Below are 15,880 nucleotides of genomic sequence, written 5' to 3' on the forward strand. Positions count from 1 at the left end.
GCTCCATGAAATCAGTCGACGACCACCTTTCCGACATCCTGGGCACCGTGCGGGTGCTCGCCCCGCTGGAGTTGGAGCTGGAACGGGCACAGGGCACCACGCTGGCCGAAGAGGTCACGGCCCCGATCCCGTTGCCCCCCTTCGACAACTCCGCGATGGACGGCTACGCCGTGCGGGCCGAGGACGTCGCGGACGCCCCGGTGACGCTCCCGGTGATCGACGACATCGCGGCCGGAGACGGCCGAGTACAGGCCATCGGCCCCGGCATGGTCATGCGGATCATGACTGGGGCCCCGATGCCCGCCGGGGCCGACGCGGTGGTCCCGGTCGAGTGGACCGACGGCGGCACCGCGCAGGTCACGATCAGCCGCCCCGCCGAGAAGGGCAACGCCGTCCGCAGGTCCGGGGAGGACGTGCGGGCCGGTGACGTCGTCCTGCCCGAGGGCACCCCGATCGGGCCCGCCCAGCTCGGGGTGCTCGCCGGCGTCGGCCGCCGCAGGGTTCTCGTACGACCACGCCCGAGGGTGGTCGTGATCTCCACGGGGGCCGAGCTGGTCGAGCCCGGCCTGCCGCTGGGAGACGGCCAGATCTGGGAGTCCAACAGCTTCACCCTCGTCGCCGCCGTCCGCGAGGCGGGCGGCGAGGGCTACCGGGCGGGGATCGTCGGCGACGACGCCGCCGGCTTCCTCGACCAGCTCGACGCGCAACTCCTGCGGGCCGACCTCGTGATCACCAGCGGCGGCGTCTCGATGGGGGCGTACGAGCCCGTCAAGGAGGCGCTCGGCCCGCTCGGCACGGTCCGTTTCGAACGGGTCGCGATGCAGCCGGGCATGCCCCAGGGCTTCGGCGTGGTAGGCGAGGACCAGATACCGATCTTCGCGCTGCCCGGTAACCCGGTCTCGTCGTTCGTGTCGTTCATGTTGTTTGTCCGGCCCGCGCTGCGCAAGATGAACGGCCTGCCCGACGAGCCCACGCCGACCGTACGGGCGGTCACCACGAGCCCGATCCGCTCACCCGCCGGCAGGCGCTCCTACCTGCGCGGCGTGCTCGGGCGCGACGGCACGGTCGGCCCGGTGCGCGGGCAGGGCTCCCACCAGCTCGCCGCCCTCGCCGCGGCCAACGCGCTGATCGTGGTGCCCGAGGACGTCACCGAGCTCCCCGAGGGCGCGGACGTGGAGGTCATCCCCCTGTGAACGAGCGGGAGCGGAGCCTACGAACGAGCGGGGAGCGGAGCGAAGTGACCGGATTCACCCACATCGACGAGACCGGCGCGGCGCGCATGGTGGACGTCTCGGCCAAGGACGTCTCCGTTCGTACGGCGACCGCGACCGGCAGGGTGCTGCTCTCCGCCGAAGCCGTGGCGCTGCTGCGCTCCGGCGAGGTCCCCAAGGGCGACGCGCTCGGCACCGCGCGGATCGCCGGGATCATGGGCGCCAAGCGGACCCCCGACCTGATCCCGCTCTGCCACCCCATCGCGCTGCACGGGGTGAAGGTCGAGCTGACCGTGGCCGACGACGGCGTGGAGATCATGGCGCGGGTCAAGACCGCCGACCGTACCGGCGTCGAGATGGAGGCGCTGACCGCGGTCTCCGTCGCCGCGCTCGCCCTGATCGACATGGTGAAGGCGGTCGACCCGGCGGCGGTGATCACCGATGTCCGCGTCGAGGAGAAGACCGGCGGCAAGACGGGGATCTGGACCCGCCCCTGAGACCGGACCCCCGAGATCCTGGGAGAATGAGCCCATGAGAGCTCTGGTGATCACCGCGTCCAACCGGGCCGCCGCGGGGACGTACGAGGACACCTCGGGGAAGCTGCTCGCCGAACTGCTCACGGCGGCCGGATGCGACGTGGACGGCCCGAGGGTGGTCCCCGACGGCGATCCGGTCGAGGCGGCGCTGCGCTCGGGGGTCGCCGAGGGGTACGACGTGATCGTCACCACCGGCGGCACCGGCCTGACCCCCGCGGACCTCACCCCGGAGATGACCCGGCGGGTGATCGACAGGGAGGTCCCGGGCATCGCCGAGGCCATCCGCCACGTCAACCGGGACAAGGTGCCCACCTCGATCCTGTCCCGCGGGCTCGCCGGGCAGGCCGGCGGCACGTTGATCGTCAATCTGCCGGGCTCCTCGGGAGGGGTACGCGACGGTATGGGGGTGCTGTCTCCCGTGCTCAGGCACGCCGTGGATCAGATCAGGGGCGGAGACCACCCCCGCTGACCCGTCTGCCCGGCTCACATGGCACGACGGGCACTCTTGGGGGGATGATGGAGGGCGTGGATCGACTTCGTGGCTGGCCGGTGACCCTGACGGAAGGCCCGGTAGGACTTCGGCCGCTGCGACTGCGGGACGTACGCGTCTGGCGGGAGTCGCGGCTGCGCAACGCGAACTGGCTTCGCCCCTGGGAGCCGAGCAACCCCGAAACCCCCCTCTTCAAGACCGGTCTCGGTCCCTACATCTCCATGGCCGGCACCCTGCGTAGGGAGGCCAGGCAGGGGCTCGCGCTGCCGTGGGTCGTCACCTACGAGGGCGCCTTCGCAGGACAGCTCACGGTGGGTGCCATCGTCTGGGGTTCGGCCAGATCGGCCCAGATCGGCTACTGGGTGGACGGCGCGCTCGCGGGTCGCGGGATCATCCCCACCGCGGTCGCGCTCGCCGTCGACCACTGCTTCTTCACCACCGGGTTGCATCGTGTCGAGGCCAATATCCGCCCAGAGAATCACGCAAGCCGCAGAGTGGTTGAAAAGCTAGGCTTTAGGGAAGAAGGGGTCAGACGTCGACACTTGCATATTGATGGCGCCTGGCGCGACCACATCTGCTACGCGCTCACGGTCGAGGACGCGCCAAGAGGGCTGCTCGTACGGTGGCGACGGGACCGTGAGGCAGCCGCCCACGGCGGCACTCCCCACGAAGAGGTTTGAAGATCTCGCGACACACCGCATCGAATGCTCGTCAAATAGTGACACGCGGTCTTACGGTGCGTGACATGAGCAGATTGAGGACGCCGGGAGACCACCCCTGTCCTCACGCTGCCCGGAGGTGGTCGTGAGCAGCGGTGTCGTCCTCTATCTGGCCATTGTCGTCATGTGGCTGTGCGTGCTCGTGCCCATGTGGCTGCACCGCGACCGCAACACCCTCCCCGAGACCCACAAGGACGCCGAGCCGTACGCCTACGACGAGCGGGTGATCGACGAGGACTCCGCCGAGACCCTCGCCGAGCCCCTGCCCGTCCCCTCCGCCGCCCCGTCCTCCCCGCCTCCTTCATCCTTGGAGGGGGATGACGCCGCGTCGTCCGGTGCCGGGGAGGTGCGCGGCGCCGGGGAAGCCCCTGCGGGCGTCCAGGCCGCGTCGGAGCCCGCGGCCTCCGGGGTCGCGGCGACGCCCGCCGGACCCTCGGCAGGTAAGCCCGCGACCGGCAGGGCCGCCACCGGTGGCGTTCTCTCCGAGCGTCGCCGTGCGGAGCTTCGCCGCAGGGGCAAGCAGGTGGCCAAGCGCAGGCGCCTCACGCTCTGGTGCGTGCTGCTCCTGCTCGCCTCCGTGGTGACGGCCGCCGTCCAGGTCATCCCCTGGTGGGGCGTGGCGCCCTCAGTGGTGCTCCTGGGGATCTACATGGCCATTCTTAGGGTCACGGTCCAGATCGACGCCGAGCGGCGCGTGGCCATCGCTCAGGCCCACGCGGAACGTGCCAAGCGCGCCCGCCGCCGCGCCGCCCTGCTGGAGGCCCAGCGCCCCGTGGCCGAGATCATCGACCTCGCCGCGCTCCGCGACGAACTCTTCGACCAGTACGCGGAGACACCCCGCCGAGCGGTCGGCGACTGACCCGCGCTCCGGATGGCGCGAGTGCCCTTGGAAGTTTGCTAATCTAGTCCACGTCTTGGGGATGTAGCGCAGTCCGGTAGCGCACTTCGTTCGCATCGAAGGGGTCAGGGGTTCGAATCCCCTCATCTCCACAAGATCGAAAAGGTCCGGTTCCAGTCATGGAGTCGGGCCTTTTCGTTGTTCAGGTGATGTGCAGGTCGTTGGTGGCCGCGATCGCGCGGTGCGGTGTCCGCTGAGGACTCCGAGGCTGGAGTCAGCGAAAAGTCAGCGGACGTTCTCGGAGCGGGTGAGCCGCCCCACCGTGACGAGGAAATCGGCCTGTGACTGGGTCAGGCACCAGGGTTGTCGAGGATGACGACGGGGACGTCCACCACATCCGGCCAGTCGCTCTCGAAGCCCAGGCCGGTGGCCGCCTCGATGAAGGCGAACGCCGCGCTGCGCTTGCCGGAGTAGTCCTCCGGGTCGAGGCCGTCGAGCATGGTACGGAAGCCGGCCAGGATAGTTGGATCGCCTTCCTCAACGGCGTACTGGGCGGAGAGAAAGTTGCGCATCCGCGCTCTGATCTCGCCGCTGGCCGCGTGGAGGATCGTGTAACCCCCGTTGAAGTGCCAGGTCACCATCCACACGCGTGACTCCGCGCTGAGTGCGGTGAGGACGCGGTCGGACAGGCCGAAGCCGTAGGCGAGTTCGAGGAAACCCCAGGTTCCCTCTCCCCTGGAGACGAGGAGGACGGGGCGGTTCTCATCCCCGGCCTCTTCTCGGGGATACTCCATGACGCGCTGCTCGGGGGCGAGGCCGCCGTTCAGTCGTCGCAGGAGGTCGTCCACAGTGATCTCTTCGTTGAGGGGTTGCACGACGGTCCAGGAGAGTCCGTCCTCCAGCCACTGATGCTGCTCGAAGAAGCTGCGGTAGTAATCGATCACATGATCATTGTGAGGGAAGCCAGAGACGGAACACGCCCATGTGGTGCTTCTTTTCGCCGTCATAGCCCTTTATGGGGCGAGAGGCCGAAAGACCCGACTCCAGCTCGTGGAATCGGGCTTCACCGTGTTCGGGCTATGTGGCTGATTCGTCAACGGACGATTGTTGATCCATGGAGAGGACCTTTGGGAGGAGGCCAGGGAGAAGTCAGCGAATACCGCGCGAGCCCTGTTGTTGCGGTCGCGTGAGGCGTGCGTGTAGCGGTTGAGCGTGGTCGAGATCTGCTCGTCGACAACAGGTGTGAGTCTGGGCTCTTAACTCGGCTTCAACCTTTGATCTTCGTTCTGCCCTGTTGGCACTGATGGCGACTCATCGCGCATGGCGGACGGTGGTGAGGGCATGTCGGCTCGAACGACAAGAGGCGGCCAGTGTTGAGTCAGCGGAGCTCGACCTCGATGTCGTGCTCGGAAAAGATCTCCAGGAGGTCGTTCAATTCGACGCTCGGCCCCCAGTCGAGCAGGCGGTGGTCCGGCCGGTCATAACCAGGGATGAGAAACCGGCGGGCCACGTCGGAATGGTGCCAGACCAGCTGGAACGGGCCGGCGGCGCCCCATCCGTGGTCGAGACAGTCGTCGAGGGTGCTGAGGTTCCAGCCGAAGTAGCCGCCGGGACCGTTGATCGCCTCGCCGATGGCGCAGTAGAAGGCGTCGATGTCGGTGACGAAACGGCCGTCGAGGTGATAGGTCGTTCCAGCCGGTTTGTCAGGCAGGTCCTGAAGACGGTGACTGGCTGCCAAGCCGGGCCATTCGTGCCGCATCAGCCGGTCGTAGCGTGCCCACAGGTTGGGCTCGGCAGGGCCGCCGTCGTACCACATCTGGAAGATTTCGCGGGCGCCCCTCGGCAGTGGTTCTTCCATCCCGTCGTCGAGGGCGATGTCCAGCAGGCCGTCGCCCGACCTCGACGGGCAGACCGAGACGACGGTGGCCGACAGCACCCCGGCCCCTCCGGCGATGCGTCCGTCGCGTTGGATGGCCACGACGGACGCTGTGATCCTGCGCCCCTCGACAATCCCCGGCAGCGGTGCTTCGGGGCGGAAGCCGATCAGCGTCACCGGCCGGACGGGCGTAGTGGGGCGCTTGCGGAAGACTCCGACGACATCCAGGCACTCGCCGAGCTCCTCGTTATCGAGCGCAGCCAGGCGGAAGCCCGTCACGTCGGGCTTCTCTTCTGGCAATCCCCATTCCGGAAGCAGCCGTATGTATCCGCGTAAGTCGAGGTCCACCAGGCCAGCCCGCGTTGCCGACGGGCGTTGGTTGACCACGGTGATGTCGATGAGCTCTTCATCGCACGTACACCCATGCTCATGCTGTCGGCACGTGGCGGGCCGTTGCTGCGGTCGGTGGACGGGAACGAGGGCGATGCTGGGCAGCCACGCCCGCTCGGTCCCTGTATGCCGCAGCGCCTTCAGCAGCGGACCCGCCGGATCGCAGCCGAGCAGACTGAAGATCTCGGGTGGGGGGACGGGCTCAAGGTCCACGAAGAGCCCGTCGATGTCGTGGAAGACGCCCGGCATGACGTCTACCTCACTGGTGTAATCGTCCAGCAACAGCCACCGCGCGCCCGACAAAGCGGAAGTTGTCATCGCGACAGATCTTAATGCTGGAGAACCGATGGGCACAGCTGGGCGGCGCTATGGCGGAGTCAGCGAAAAGTCAGCGAACCCGTCGATACAGGAGCGCAGCAGAGATCAACGGACGTCGCTGTCGCGGCACCTGACGGCACCGGATGGCATCCGGCGACCAGGAGCGGTACGCCCCACCGGGGTTCGCATCGAAGGGGGCAGGGGTTCGAATCCCCTCATCTCCACAAGATCGAAAGGTCCGGTTCCAGCTCATGGAGCCGGGCCTTCTCGCTATGTCACCGATCAGGTCCACCAATCCCGCTCGGGCAGCCTGAGCCACATGTCAGGCCGGTCGGTGATCGATCGGGCGTCGGTCGGCCGCAGGGCCGCACCGGCGAAGCAGTAAGCCACGGCTTGGTAGTGGTAGAGGTAGGTGGCGAGGATCTCCTCGGTGGGCTCGTCGGTGGAGACGCTGCCGCCGCCGGGATGGGTGTCCCATTCCTCGATGACGCCGTCGCGGGCGACGGCTCCCTGGTTGCCGCTCTTGGGGTTGGCGTACATCCCGTGGCAGACGGTGCCGGTCGACAGGCGCTTCATGACGCCGGGAGTGGAGGCGATGTATGCCCACGGCTGGAAGATGACGCATCCGCCGGGCACGTCCGTGACGCCGATGACGGCCAGGCTGTCGTCCTCGTTTTCCCAGAGGTCCTCCATGAGTTCTTCGATGTCGGCGTCATCGGCTGGTACGGCTTCCAGCCGTCGTGCGGCCTCGGTCGCGGTGATGTCGGTCACGCAGGCGAGGCTGAAGCCGTCGTGCTCCAGGCGTCCCAACGTGGTGATCAGGTGCCTGGCCTCGGCTATGGCGGCGGTCTCGGTGGCGGACAGGCCGGCCTCGCCGTCGGGCAGAGGGAACAAGTCGGGGGTGGGGGAGGCCAGGCTGAGCCGTCCGGGGGACCAGCCGCTCATCATCGGTCGCCATGGGTCCGCTCCGGCGCTGACCAGCGTGCGGGCGTTGCCGGGGCGGTTGTTGAAGACGGCTTCCCACAGCGCGGTACGGCCCTCGTGCTCCGCGTCGACGTCGTCAACGCGCCGGGCCAGTTCCGCGACCACCTCGGATGAGCCACGCTCGGCCGCCACGTGCAGCGGCAGTCCGAGGAAGGACATCACTGAATTCGGGTCGGCGCCCGCGTCGAGCCGGGCGCGGATCAGGCTGAGATTCGTCCAGCCGTCCCAGCTGATACCAGACCATCCGGTTTCGTCGTTGACGACCATGACACTCCTTGGGGACATACGGGATATATGAGTGCTGATCATGGCGTACAGGGCCGACAGATTCGGGCTAGGACCGCAGGCATCACAGTAAGGTGCTCCAGTAGTCCGGACACCGGCGATGTGCCATCAGGCAGGGGCGGGCGCTGGCTTTCGGTGCGTTTTCTGCTCGCCATCGTCTGCGTGACCTGCTATTGGCCGACCTTCGGGAGCGTGCCCGCCCGATATCGGGTGCTCGAACGCAAAGGTTGCGACTGCCGACCACCATTTAAGGGAAACGGCGTCATCCGTTGATCGGCTCGTAGGCATTGTCCCATTCGTTGAGTAGAACGTAGCCGGGTAGAGTCGCAGTCTCGAGAAGTTGGGCCAGTACGTCTGTCGTCGGTGGAAGGTGGAGTGCAAGTAAGCCGGTCAAAGAGCCGCGGTGGGCATCAAAATCGAGGCCGTCGTCGAGATGTTCATGTTCCAGGCGCATTGCCGCTGATCGCATCGCCTCGAGACCATCGGGAACATATCTGAGGCAATCCTGCCAGTACGGAACCCTCACGATCAGTTGGATCGCGGCGGTCAGGTTGCGGCCGATCAGCCCCGCTTGCCCTTCGGAGTCGGCGTACAGCACGGGCCGCTCTCCGGCCGTCTCCCCGCAGAGGAAGAACGTCCCGCCCGCTCCGTCACCGGCAATCGCCTCCAGGGCATCACCTGATTGCAACCTGACCACTTCGACGTGGTCGGTGCGGGAGACGTCGAAGTCGAATGGCCATGCCAGTGACTCGGCGGCGGCCGGAGTGCGGTGAATGAGGTCGAGAAGAGGTTCCGGGTGCGCCACGGTGAGCACTCTAACAACTTGCCGCTCCTCGACTTCCGGGAAACGATCACCTTCACTTCGGGAAGCGATCTTGTAGGTTCTTGTTACGCCTCGGGCCACCCCTACTCGTGAACACCCCACAAGATCGAAAGGTCCGGTTCCTGATCATGGAGCCGAGCCTTCGACGTGCTGAGATTCCTTCAAGGGCAGGGCGTGTTGGGGGTTGTCCGCCTACACTCGAAGACATGGGTGCCATGCGCGAGGAGCTTCACCACCTGGTGGATCAGGTGCCGGAAGCAGAGCTCCGGCCGGCCTTGGAGTTGATCCGAGGCTTCCTGGAGGAGCATGAGGAGGAGAGCGAGCGGGATCTGCCGTTCTTCGCCTCGTTCGAGGACGAGCCGGACGCATCCGAGAAGTATCGAGAGATCCTGCGCTCCAGGTCGGGTTTCTGACGTGCTCCTGTGCGACTCGGGCGTGCTCATCGCGGCCGGGAGCAAGAAGGATCGGCACCATCACGCGTGCCTCGATCTGCTGCGCCGTACCAAAGGGCCGATTCTTGTGCCGTCACCGGTGCTGGGTGAGGTGGGTTATTACCTGACGACCCGGGTCGGTCCCGAGGCGGAGCTGAACTTCTTGAGGTCTTTCGGTGGCAACGGATTCCGTCTGGCCGAGCTTGAGGACGGAGACGTCGTTCGCATGGCGGAGCTGGCGCAGCGGTACATAGGCTTCCCACTGGGGATCGTCGACGCGTCGGTCATCGCGGTGGCCGAGCGCTTAGGGTTGTCGACGATCGCCACGGTCGATCATCGGCACTTCCGCGCGGTGAGACCTCTCCATGTCGACGCGTTCACCCTCCTGCCGGAAGGGATCACGAACTTCGGCTGAACGGCCGGGGCCGGGATAGGACTTATGATCAGCGAAGATCGGCCGGAGTCAGTGAAAAATCAGCGAACCCGCTGGCATAAGGACGCGGCAGAGGTCATCAGACGACACTGACGCGGCACCCGATGGCACCGGACGTCATCCGGTGACCAGGAGCGGTACGCCCCACCGGGGTTCGCATCGAAGGGGGCAGGGGTTCGAATCCCCTCATCTCCACCAGGTCAGAGGCCACTTCCGAGAGATCGGGAGTGGCCTTCTGCGTTGCTGGGTGACCAACTGAGTGACTATGGGTTGGGGAGGCGCCGCCCAGGCAGCGAACGGAGTCAGGTTTTTGGCTCAGCTGTGTGGCGGCCGCCTCGTCAGGTGTAGGAACTCAAGTCCCACCTCCGCACGATGCCGTCATCGGTGACGGCGATCGGTTGATCGTTCACCTGGCCGACCGCGGCTACGGGGGCGATGGGGTCGATGGGGTCGGTTCCAGGTTCGCCAGTTCGCCGAGGAGTTCATGCGTGGTCAGGTCCCACACCCGCACGATCTTGTCATAGCCGCCGGTGAGGGCGATCGGTTGGCCGTCGACCTGCCCGACCGCTACCGCATGAACGGCCTCTATGCGGCCGGTCGTCAACGCGCCGCTGGGTACGCGCGTGGTCGAATTGAGGTTCCCCCCGCATCCATCGGGCTCGATGCCGTGGGTCGACGAAGGATGCCTGCGGCGGCGATCGCCCCAGCCTGCACGGGAGCCTGGCCACCGCCGGCGATCGTCACGGCCTTGTCAGTTCCTCGAACAGGTGTCCAGGAAACGTTTCGACCGAAAAACTTCCTGGACCGCATGCTCCTGGTGGTCATTTGCGATGGCGACCGTTTCGGCCGAGACGCGTCTGAACGAGTGCTCATGCAACGTGTCTTACATGCCCGACGAGATCATCTGCTGCTGACCTGCGGGAACGGGGCAACAACTCCGGATGATGCCGGTGTCGTCCGCGCGAGGGTGGACGACACCCGGACAGCTCGGCCGCAGCGGTGGCGAAGCCGGGCCGGTCATCTCCGGCCGGTCTCCTTGACGGACTTGAGTACGGCGTCGGCGATCGAACGTGGGTCGACGCCGAAGTGCTCGCGTACGGACTCCCGGGTGCCGGAGAGGCCGAACCCGTCGGTGCCGAGGGAGGTCCACGGCCGGTCGATCCACGGGCTGATCTGATCCGGCACGGCGCGCATCCAGTCGCTGACCGCGATCACCGGGCCCTCGGTCCCGACCAGGGCCTGCCGGAGGTAGGGCACTCCGGTGGAGGTCATCGCGTCGCGGCGCAGTTCGCTCCACGAGGTGACCGACCAGACGTCGACTCCCACGCCGTGCTCCTCCTGGAGCAGCCGCTGCGCGGCCAGTGCCCAGTGGATCGCGGTGCCGCTGGCGAGCAGGTGGGCCTGGCCGCCGCCGGAGGAGTAGCGGTAGATGCCCTTGAGGATGCCCTCGCGCACGCCCTCGGGCATCGCGGGCTGGGGAAGCGGCTCGTTGTAGAGGGTGAGGTAGTAGAAGACGTCCTCGCCGTCGGGCCCGTACATGCGCCGGAGCCCTTCGCGCACGATCTCCGCGACCTCGTAGCCGAAGGCGGGGTCGTAGGCCAGACACGCGGGGTTGGCGGAGGCGAGCAGCTGGGAGTGCCCGTCGGCATGCTGCAGCCCTTCGCCGGTCATCGTGGTCCGTCCCGCGGTGGCGCCGATCAGGAATCCGCGGCCGAGCTGGTCGGCCAGCGCCCACATCTGGTCGCCGGTCCGCTGCCAGCCGAACATCGAGTAGAAGATGTAGAACGGGATCATGGCCTCGCCGTGGGTGGCGTAGCTGGAGGCGGCGGCCGTGAACGACGCCATCGATCCCGCCTCGGTGATGCCCTCGATCAGGAGCTGGCCGTCGACCGCCTCCTGGTAGGACAGCAGCAGATCCCGGTCGACCGACTCGTAACGCTGGCCCAGCGGAGAGTAGATCCTGGCGGTGGGGAACAGCGACTCCATGCCGAAGGTCCTGGCCTCGTCGGGCACGATGGGCACCCAGCGGCGCCCGGTCTCCGGCTCCTTCATGAGGTCCTTGACCAGGCGGACGAAGGCCATCGTGGTGGCCACCGGCTGCTTGGACCCCTTCTCCAGGGACTGGAACGGCCGCTCGGCCGGCGCCGGCAGCGGCTGGTGGGAGACGGTCCGGCTGGGGATGGGTCCGCCCAGGGCACGGCGGCGCTCGGTCACGTAGCGGACCTCGGGCGAGTCGGGCCCGGGGTGCAGGTACGGCGGCAGGTCCGCGTCGAGTGCCTCGTCCGGCACCGGCAGTCCGAGCCGGTCGCGTAGCGCCCGGAACTCGTCCTGGGTGAGTTTCTTCATCTGGTGGTTGGCGTTGCGCGCCTCCACGCCGGCCCCGAGGGTCCACCCCTTGACGGTCTGTACGAGGATCACCGTCGGCGCGCCGTGGTGGTCGAGGGCCCGGCGGTAGGCGGCGTGCACCTTGCGCGGCTCGTGGCCGGCCCGTGAGCCGCCGACGATGCGCCGCAGGTCCTCGTCGGAGTACGGCACGTCCAGCCCGTGGAACAGATGTTGCCTGATGTAGGCCCCGGTCGAGGTGGCGAAGGTCTGGAACTGCCCGTCCGGCATCTCGCCCAGCCGGGACACCAGCTCGTCCGAACCGAGCAGCCCGTCCCATTCGGCGCCCCACAGTGCCTTGACGACGTGCCAGCCCGCGCCCCTGAAGACGCCTTCGAGCTCCTGCACGATGCGGGTGTTGCCGCGCACCGGCCCGTCGAGCCGCTGCAGATTGCAATTGATCACGAAGGTCAGGTTGTCCAGCCCTTCGCGGGCGGCCAGGGTGATGGCCGCCGTGGACTCCGGCTCGTCCATCTCGCCGTCGCCGAGGAAGGCCCATACGTGGCTGAGCGAGGTGTCCTTGATGCCGCGGTTGTGCAGGTAGCGGTTGAACCTGGCCTGGTAGATCGCGTTGAGCGGCCCGAGGCCCATGGACACCGTGGGGAACTGCCAGAACCCGCGCATGCTCCGCGGGTGCGGGTACGACGGCAGCCCGCCCTCGGGCTCGCGCCGGAACAGGTCGAGCTGGCCCTCGGTCAGCCGTCCCTCCAGGAACGCGCGGGCGTAGATGCCCGGGGACGCGTGGCCCTGGAAGTAGACCTGGTCATGACCACCGTGGAAGAAATGGTTGAACCCGACCTCGTACAGCCAGGCGGCCGAGGCATAGGTGGCCAGATGGCCGCCGAGCCCGAGCCGGCTACCTCTGGTGATCATCGCCGCCGCGTTCCACCGGTCGTAGGCCGCGATCCGCTCCTCCAGTTCGAGGTCACCGGGGTAGCCGGGCTCCTCCGACGTCGGCACGGTGTTGATGTAGCGGCTGCTCGTGGCCAGCCGCTTCAGCAGGTACTCGGCCCGTTCGGGGCCTGCCGCCCGGCGGACCGCCTCCAGCGATTCCAGCCATTCCGCGGTCTCCTGCGGGTCAATGTCCTTCTCCATGCCACCATTAAACACCCTATGATCGATCATCGGGTGTTTCCATCTGTCATCATGGGACCCATGAAACCTGTCATGCGGCTCCCGCTTCGTGATCAGATCCGGCAGGCCGTACTCGACGGCCTGATCAGCGGCCGATGGGGGCCCGGTGACCGCGTGGTGGAGCGGCGCATGGCGGCGGAGCTGGGCGTCAGCCAGGCTCCGGTGCGCGAGGCGCTGCGCGAGCTGGAAGCGCTCCGGCTCGTCGAGTCGTCGCCGCACAAGGGCGCACGGATCCGCCGGCTCACCGCGACCGACCTGCGCGAGATCTACGAGGTGCGGGCGGGCCTGGAGGAGACGGCCGTGCGGCTGCGTTATCCGCCCGTCGAGGCGCTGCGGGTCCACCTCGCCGGCCTGCAGCAGGCCGCGGCCGCCTCCTCCTTGGTCGACCAGGTACGCCACGGCGTCGCGTTCCACCGCGAGATCGTCAAAGCCTCGGGCAATGACGTGCTCCTGGCGGTGTGGGAGTCACTCGGCATCGAGGTGTGGACGCACCTGTCGATACGGCTGTTCCGGATGCGGCCTTGCGAGAACGCCGCCGACCACGAGCCGCTCATGGCGGCGTTCGAACACGGGGACCCCGACGCGGGGGCTCTGCTTCGCGACCACATTCTCGGCTACGCACCGCTCAACTGACCACATCTGGTCTCCGCTCCTCGATCTCGATGACGTCGTCCAGTGCACGTATCGACGGCACGCTTGACCGGGCACCAAGGCCGGCGTGGGGCGTGACAAGCAGCCGGAAACGGAGGACGGCAGCTTGAGCAGGGCCTACTCCGCCCGAGAGTCCTGCGCCGGGCTCGCCGGAGCGGGGCCCCTGGCGAGCCGATAGTCGATCAGTTCCTCGGTGGACTGTAAGCACTGGGAAACGATCATTGCGTGTTCGGGAAGCGATCATCGAGCCCTCGGATTCGCGCAGCTCAGCCGTACTCGTGAACGCCCCACAAGACGAAAGGCTCGGCTCCAGATCATGGAGCCGGGCCTTTTCGCTGCGCCATTTCGTTCTCACCAGCCCGTCTGTCAGGAGCTTCGTTGCGCCATTGGGCGAACACCGCACCCGCGATCATGATGTGACCGGACAGACCGCCGCCTGGGATTAAAAGGCCCATCGTGCGACATTGCTGAGGGCACTATGGTCTCGATCATGAAAAGGGTGCTCGGCTGGTTGTTGATGGCGGTCGCGGTTTTCCTGGTGATGGCCGGTCTCGCCGCTGCTCCCCTGATCTTCGGGATCGGGGAGCACCGGAGAGCCTGCGGCAGGTACTACGACAGCATCGAAGCCGCCTTGGCGCCGTTCGACATCCTGGACGCCGCCCCTGCTGGTGTCACCTCGGACGGAGAGCGTGACCGTGATTGCACCGACACCGACGACCACCATGCCACCATCAGCCGTTTCTGTCGCACTTCAGGGCAGCACGGCTCGCGGGAGAACATCGAGTCCTTCTATCGGGACCTCGCTCTGCGTAACGGCTGGAAGCTCTCCTCCGGTGGGGACCCCGCTGCTGAGCCGAGGTGCGTGGTCAAGGAGGAGCCCATGGGTGCAGAGGTCAGTCTCGAAGTCTGGTTCGACCCGGAGTCGAAGGACACCTCGTACATAGTGAGTGCGTCCACCTGGCCCTGTTGAGGCGATCACGATCAGGTCATCGACCCGAGCGCGGGGGACTCGACCTCTTCCCCGTTTCTCCGCTGTAGAAAGTGGAGCTCAATGGGAGCGAGCAGAGCGGCCATTTGCGTATCAGCGATCGTCACAGACGCACGACAGCCCACAAAATGGGGGTTTGACTTCCGCTGGACTCTCATGAATCAGAGTCAGCGAAAAGTCTGCGAGCCCGCTGTGAGCTTCCCCTTGGCCCGGACACCGGCCTTGGGGGAGAGCCCCGCGACACGCACCGTTTCGGCCGGTTTTGCCCCTGTGCAGATGCTCCTGGACCGGCGATGCCGATCGGGCTGTGCCGACACCGGGATGCGACCCCGCCGTCTTCGGATCGTCCTGGGCGAGGCGGCGTGCTGCCGTCGCCCCGCCCGCCGTGAATCAGGGATCAGGACGTGGCCGAAGACCGTCCGCCCAGGTGCCGGGCCAGGAAGCGCTCAAGCGTGCGGTACAGCTCGATGTTGCTGTCCGAGTTGACGAACGTCGGGCCGGGCCAGCCGCTGCTGTACCCGGCGCAGAACACGGTGCTGCACGGGCCTGAGAGTCTGTTCGTTCAGTTCGTCTATCAGCGCCAAGGCCTGCGCGTCGAGCGGGGACAGAACGGCCAGCCGCGCCATCACCGGCTTGAGGTGCGCGACCAACTCGTCGATCAACGATGCGACCTCGTCGTCCGGGGTGTCAGGGGCGAGGGCGTAGAAGCGCGCCGTCAGCGGCGCGGATGTGGACATGACGTCATTCGCCGTGCCGAACAGGGCGGCGGCTCCTGCCGGGCCGTCGTTGCCGAGCAGATGTCCGAGCAGGATGAGCTGTTCGTGCTCGTAGCGGGCCATGTCCGCCGGTATCCCGGCCGCCGGGGCAGAACGCCATGCCGAAAGCTCCGGCGGCAGGTCGGGTGGGGCGCCACTGCGGCGCAGCGCGGCGATGCCGACCCGGCGGGCAGTGAGCCGTTCGATGTCGGCGGCGGCTTGGCGATCGAGCTCGTCGAGCAGCTCTTCTGCGGCCGCCGGATCGTCCAGCACCGCGGGCAGTGCGGACAGCGGTACGCCGAGAGCGGTCATTCTCGTGATGCGCAGGAGCCGGACGAGGTGGCCGACGTCGTAGTTCCGGTATCCCCCGGCCGAGCGTGGTGGCTCGGGCAGCAGCCCGATCTGGTGGTAGTGGCGCAACGTGCGGACGGTGACGCCGGCCAGTTCGGCGAGCTCACTGCTGAGCATTCGGACGGCTCCTTTGATTCCAGGCGCGTGAGACGATCACAGCCGGCAGCACGAGGATCCGGCTCCGGCGACGCCGAACCCGGCCAGGACCGTGGAGCCGTCCTCCGCCGTTGCGACGCGAGATGGGAGACGACGAACAGGTCCTGTTCGAGGGGCATACGACCAGGA

16 protein-coding genes and 1 tRNA gene are annotated in these 15,880 nt (G+C 67.3%); 10 read left to right on the forward strand and 7 right to left on the reverse strand.

The genetic code is table 11. The features are described from left to right. The first annotated feature begins 5 nt into the window (after positions 1-5). The 6 genes from glp to AB0B96_RS28790 all read left to right on the forward strand — a co-directional run bounded on the left by glp (position 6) and on the right by AB0B96_RS28790 (position 3,946). Positions 6-1,193, forward strand: a complete 1,188-nt coding sequence (gene glp / locus AB0B96_RS28765; RefSeq protein WP_362903561.1) for a gephyrin-like molybdotransferase Glp — start codon at positions 6-8, stop codon at positions 1,191-1,193. 44 nt (positions 1,194-1,237) lie between these two features. After that, complete coding sequence (gene moaC / locus AB0B96_RS28770) at positions 1,238-1,708, forward strand: cyclic pyranopterin monophosphate synthase MoaC (RefSeq protein WP_362903563.1); 471 nt, start codon at positions 1,238-1,240, stop codon at positions 1,706-1,708. A gap of 34 nt (positions 1,709-1,742) precedes the next feature. Continuing rightward, positions 1,743-2,216 (forward strand): MogA/MoaB family molybdenum cofactor biosynthesis protein, encoded by a 474-nt coding sequence (locus AB0B96_RS28775; RefSeq protein WP_362903565.1) that lies wholly within the window; start codon positions 1,743-1,745, stop codon positions 2,214-2,216. A 47-nt stretch (positions 2,217-2,263) separates the two neighbouring features. Beyond that, positions 2,264-2,917 carry a GNAT family protein gene (locus AB0B96_RS28780; RefSeq protein ID WP_362903772.1) on the forward strand — a complete coding sequence of 218 codons (654 nt, stop codon included), beginning with the start codon at positions 2,264-2,266 and terminating at the stop codon, positions 2,915-2,917. A 124-nt stretch (positions 2,918-3,041) separates the two neighbouring features. Then, complete coding sequence (locus AB0B96_RS28785) at positions 3,042-3,815, forward strand: hypothetical protein (protein ID WP_362903567.1); 774 nt, start codon at positions 3,042-3,044, stop codon at positions 3,813-3,815. A 57-nt stretch (positions 3,816-3,872) separates the two neighbouring features. Further along, positions 3,873-3,946, forward strand: a tRNA-Ala gene (locus tag AB0B96_RS28790). 198 nt (positions 3,947-4,144) lie between these two features. On the opposite strand, the gene AB0B96_RS28795 is transcribed toward AB0B96_RS28790, so the two are convergent. From AB0B96_RS28795 to AB0B96_RS28810, 4 genes are all read right to left on the reverse strand, one after another. Beyond that, positions 4,145-4,738: a hypothetical protein gene (locus AB0B96_RS28795; RefSeq protein WP_362903569.1), complete on the reverse strand. Its 594-nt coding sequence runs from the start codon at positions 4,736-4,738 to the stop codon at positions 4,145-4,147. A 434-nt stretch (positions 4,739-5,172) separates the two neighbouring features. Then, positions 5,173-6,378 (reverse strand): barstar family protein, encoded by a 1,206-nt coding sequence (locus tag AB0B96_RS28800; RefSeq protein ID WP_362903571.1) that lies wholly within the window; start codon positions 6,376-6,378, stop codon positions 5,173-5,175. A 282-nt stretch (positions 6,379-6,660) separates the two neighbouring features. Next, positions 6,661-7,629, reverse strand: coding sequence for an ankyrin repeat domain-containing protein (locus AB0B96_RS28805; RefSeq protein WP_362903573.1), 969 nt, complete (start codon positions 7,627-7,629; stop codon positions 6,661-6,663). A gap of 280 nt (positions 7,630-7,909) precedes the next feature. Continuing rightward, a complete protein-coding gene (locus tag AB0B96_RS28810; RefSeq protein WP_362903575.1) occupies positions 7,910-8,452 on the reverse strand; it encodes a hypothetical protein in 543 nt (180 codons plus the stop codon). Positions 8,453-8,676: 224 nt separating this feature from the next. On the opposite strand from AB0B96_RS28810, the gene AB0B96_RS28815 reads away from it, so the two are divergent. Together AB0B96_RS28815 and AB0B96_RS28820 are read left to right on the forward strand one after the other, a co-directional pair. Further along, on the forward strand, positions 8,677-8,883 hold the full coding sequence (locus AB0B96_RS28815; protein ID WP_179825708.1) for a hypothetical protein: 207 nt from the start codon (positions 8,677-8,679) through the stop codon (positions 8,881-8,883). A 1-nt stretch (position 8,884) separates the two neighbouring features. Beyond that, a complete protein-coding gene (locus AB0B96_RS28820; RefSeq protein ID WP_362903578.1) occupies positions 8,885-9,316 on the forward strand; it encodes a PIN domain-containing protein in 432 nt (143 codons plus the stop codon). 442 nt (positions 9,317-9,758) lie between these two features. Here AB0B96_RS28820 and AB0B96_RS28825 read toward each other — a convergent pair whose 3' ends face one another. Both AB0B96_RS28825 and aceE read right to left on the reverse strand, forming a co-directional pair. Next, positions 9,759-9,938: a hypothetical protein gene (locus tag AB0B96_RS28825; protein WP_362903580.1), complete on the reverse strand. Its 180-nt coding sequence runs from the start codon at positions 9,936-9,938 to the stop codon at positions 9,759-9,761. 413 nt (positions 9,939-10,351) lie between these two features. Then, positions 10,352-12,811: a pyruvate dehydrogenase (acetyl-transferring), homodimeric type gene (aceE, locus tag AB0B96_RS28830; protein WP_362903582.1), complete on the reverse strand. Its 2,460-nt coding sequence runs from the start codon at positions 12,809-12,811 to the stop codon at positions 10,352-10,354. 60 nt (positions 12,812-12,871) lie between these two features. Here aceE and AB0B96_RS28835 point away from each other — a divergent pair, with 60 nt between their 5' ends. Both AB0B96_RS28835 and AB0B96_RS28840 read left to right on the forward strand, forming a co-directional pair. Then, positions 12,872-13,483: a GntR family transcriptional regulator gene (locus AB0B96_RS28835; RefSeq protein WP_362903584.1), complete on the forward strand. Its 612-nt coding sequence runs from the start codon at positions 12,872-12,874 to the stop codon at positions 13,481-13,483. 508 nt (positions 13,484-13,991) lie between these two features. Further along, the gene (locus tag AB0B96_RS28840; protein WP_362903586.1) at positions 13,992-14,471 is read left to right on the forward strand and encodes a hypothetical protein; all 480 of its coding nucleotides are present in this window, start codon (positions 13,992-13,994) and stop codon (positions 14,469-14,471) included. Between the two features lie 464 nt (positions 14,472-14,935). Here the strand turns inward: AB0B96_RS28840 and AB0B96_RS28845 are convergent, their stop codons facing one another. Continuing rightward, positions 14,936-15,712 carry a MerR family transcriptional regulator gene (locus AB0B96_RS28845; protein ID WP_362903588.1) on the reverse strand — a complete coding sequence of 259 codons (777 nt, stop codon included), beginning with the start codon at positions 15,710-15,712 and terminating at the stop codon, positions 14,936-14,938. Between the last annotated feature and the right edge of the window lie 168 nt (positions 15,713-15,880).

Source organism: Streptosporangium sp. NPDC049046, from assembly GCF_040649155.1.
Lineage (GTDB): Bacteria > Actinomycetota > Actinomycetes > Streptosporangiales > Streptosporangiaceae > Streptosporangium.

What these genes read in the sequence shown, in the direction of transcription:
- glp (WP_362903561.1), top strand. Translation starts at nt 6, where the DNA reads ATGAAATCAGTCGACGACCACCTTTCCGACATCCTGGGCACCGTGCGG.
- AB0B96_RS28775 (WP_362903565.1), top strand. Translation starts at nt 1,743, where the DNA reads ATGAGAGCTCTGGTGATCACCGCGTCCAACCGGGCCGCCGCGGGGACG.
- AB0B96_RS28780 (WP_362903772.1), top strand. Translation starts at nt 2,264, where the DNA reads ATGGAGGGCGTGGATCGACTTCGTGGCTGGCCGGTGACCCTGACGGAA.
- AB0B96_RS28800 (WP_362903571.1), bottom strand. Translation starts at nt 6,378, where the DNA reads ATGACAACTTCCGCTTTGTCGGGCGCGCGGTGGCTGTTGCTGGACGAT.
- AB0B96_RS28805 (WP_362903573.1), bottom strand. Translation starts at nt 7,629, where the DNA reads ATGGTCGTCAACGACGAAACCGGATGGTCTGGTATCAGCTGGGACGGC.
- AB0B96_RS28815 (WP_179825708.1), top strand. Translation starts at nt 8,677, where the DNA reads ATGGGTGCCATGCGCGAGGAGCTTCACCACCTGGTGGATCAGGTGCCG.
- aceE (WP_362903582.1), bottom strand. Translation starts at nt 12,811, where the DNA reads ATGGAGAAGGACATTGACCCGCAGGAGACCGCGGAATGGCTGGAATCG.
- AB0B96_RS28835 (WP_362903584.1), top strand. Translation starts at nt 12,872, where the DNA reads ATGAAACCTGTCATGCGGCTCCCGCTTCGTGATCAGATCCGGCAGGCC.
- AB0B96_RS28840 (WP_362903586.1), top strand. Translation starts at nt 13,992, where the DNA reads ATGAAAAGGGTGCTCGGCTGGTTGTTGATGGCGGTCGCGGTTTTCCTG.
- AB0B96_RS28845 (WP_362903588.1), bottom strand. Translation starts at nt 15,712, where the DNA reads ATGCTCAGCAGTGAGCTCGCCGAACTGGCCGGCGTCACCGTCCGCACG.